General features: G+C 62.2%; 3 protein-coding genes. All 3 read left to right on the top strand.

Annotated features, from left to right (window positions below; translation table 11 throughout):
- The first annotated feature begins 41 nt into the window (after nucleotides 1-41).
- A complete protein-coding gene (gene tnpA, locus BUB53_RS22125) occupies nucleotides 42-455 on the top strand; it encodes an IS66-like element accessory protein TnpA (RefSeq protein ID WP_073038242.1) in 414 nt (137 codons plus the stop codon).
- The gene (gene tnpB, locus BUB53_RS22120) at nucleotides 455-805 is read left to right on the top strand and encodes an IS66 family insertion sequence element accessory protein TnpB (RefSeq protein ID WP_073038240.1); all 351 of its coding nucleotides are present in this window, start codon (nucleotides 455-457) and stop codon (nucleotides 803-805) included. The genes tnpA and tnpB overlap by 1 nt, the downstream gene beginning before the upstream one ends.
- 54 nt (nucleotides 806-859) lie before the next feature.
- On the top strand, nucleotides 860-2,352 hold a 1,493-nt coding region (tnpC, locus tag BUB53_RS22115), incomplete at its 3' end, for an IS66 family transposase (protein ID WP_073038238.1).

Raw genomic sequence — 2,352 nt, 5'->3', positions numbered from 1 at the left:
TGCGAGGTCATCCCTGTTGTTGAACAGGAAGGATTTTCTCCATGGAGACTACGGCGGAGTTTCTCAGGTCGCTTGGTGTGGTGATCTACGCGGATGGCCGGCGTCGCTGGCCTGAAGAGGTCAAAGCACGGATTGTTGCGGAAACGCTGGAGCCCGGCGTCACGGTGAATTCGGTTGCTGCGAAGTATGGGGTTCGCGCGAACCATATATCCGAGTGGCGTCGTCTGGCGAAGGACGGCAAGCTGGTTCTGCCTGTGGCCGCCCCCTCAGATGAGGCGACAGTTTTCGCCCCGCTCGTTATGTGCGAGCCGGAGCCGCCTCTGGCGCGGCAGCTTTCGGAGCCGTCGGACGGCAGCCTGCGTCTGCTGATTGGTGACGTGGCGGTCGAGCTTGATGCCGACACCCCGGCGGTGCGGATTGCCGAGATCGTGCATGCGCTCGGGGCACCATCGTGATGATGCCGTCCCACAATGTCCGTATCTTGGTGGCAACGCAGCCGGTGGACTTCAGGAAGGGCCACGACGGGCTCGCCGCGCTGGTGCAATCTGTCCTGAGGGAGGCCCCGTTCACCGGCACGGTGTTCGTGTTCCGTGCGAAGCGGGCTGACAGGTTGAAGATCTTGTTTTGGGATGGGAGTGGGCTGGTGATGGCCTACAAACGCCTGGAGGAAACGACCTTCACCTGGCCGGCGGTTCGGGACGGTGTGATGACGTTGAACCGGGCGCAGTTCGAGGCTCTTTTTGCTGGCCTGGATTGGCGTAAGGTCCGGGCGCTGGAAGCGCGCCGGCCAGCTGCGGCAGAATGAATCGGGCGGTCGAAAAGGCGCGCATTTCCAGTCGTTTCAGGGTATGTTCGGAGTATGCCGACCCTGCCTGATATCGACCTTTCGGCCATCCCCGAAGGCCAGCGCGATGCAGTCGCTGCGCTGTTGCAAGAGGCGTCCAGCCTGAAGGCGATCATCAAGCGTCTCGAACACTTGGTGGCCGAGTTGAACCACGTTGTGCATGGAAAGAAATCCGAGAAGCTCGACGAGGACGACCGGCAACTGGCCTTCGAGGACCTCAACATTGCCATCTCCGAGGCCGAGGAACAGAAACAGGATCAAGCGCCAAGCGATGACACGTCGAAACGCAAATGGGTGGCCAAGCGCAACCGCGGCAACCTGCCCAAGGACCTGCCACGCATCGAGCGCGTGATCGAGCCGGCCAGCCTGTTGTGCCCGTGTGGCTGTGGTGAGATGCACAAAATCGGTGAGGATCGGACCGAGCGGCTGGATATTGTGCCCGCGCAGCTGCGCGTGATCGTCACCGTGCGCCCCAAATACGCGTGTCGGGCCTGTAGCGATGGCATTACCCAGGCTGCAGCCCCGGCGCATCTCATCGAGGGTGGCCTGCCGACTGAGGGGGCCATGGCGCATGTGCTGGTCGGCAAATACGCGGACCATCTTCCTTTGTATCGACAAAGCCAGATCCTGGCCCGTTCCGGGCTCGAGGTCCATCGCAGCACCTTGGCGGATTGGGTTGGCGTGGCTGCCTTCCACCTGGGCCCTGTCGTTGATCGGCTGGCCGAACATCTGAAGGGATCGACGAAACTCTTCATGGACGAGACGACGGCCCCAGTCCTTGACCCGGGGCGCGGCAGGACCAAGACCGGCTATCTTTGGGCCCTCGCACGCGACGATCGGAGCTGGGGCGGGGATGATCCGCCAGGCGTTGTGTTCTTCTACGCGCCGGATCGTAAGGGCAAAAACGCGGAGACGTTCCTGAGGGGCTTTGACGGCATCCTGCAACTCGATGGCTATCAGGGATACAATCGGCTGACGCGTCCCTCCCGCCAAGGCGGGGATCCAATCCGCGTTGCGCAGTGTTGGGCGCATGCCCGGCGCAAGCTGAAGGAAGTGTTCGATCGCGACGGCTCAGAGATCGCCGCCGGGGGGCTGCGCCGGATCGCCGAGTTTTACAAGATCGAGGCTGACATCCGCGGTGCGGCACCAGGGCAACGGCTTTCCGCCCGGCAGGCCCGAACCGCGCCCCTTGTGGCCGAGTTCGGGGAGTGGTTAAAGCAGAGCCGTCTGCGCGTCTCCGCCAAGTCACGCTTGGGTGAGAAACTCGCCTATATCCAGAACCATTGGGACGGATTGCAAACCTTCCTGCACGATGGCCGGGTCGAGATCGACTCCAATGGCGTTGAAAACCTGATCCGCCCAATCGCTTTGAACAGAAAGAATGCCTTGTTCGCAGGTCACGACGAGGGCGGGAAAGCTTGGGGCCGTATCGCCTCCCTGATCGAGACCGCGAAGATCAACGGCGTTGAGCCCTTCGCCTATCTCAAGGCTACCCTCGAGGCCATCGC

This window comes from Roseovarius pacificus, assembly GCF_900142665.1.
Taxonomy (GTDB): Bacteria; Pseudomonadota; Alphaproteobacteria; order Rhodobacterales; family Rhodobacteraceae; genus Roseovarius; species Roseovarius pacificus.
The sequence above is the reverse complement of the archived record's forward strand: the minus strand, read 5'-3'. Positions and strand labels throughout refer to the sequence as shown.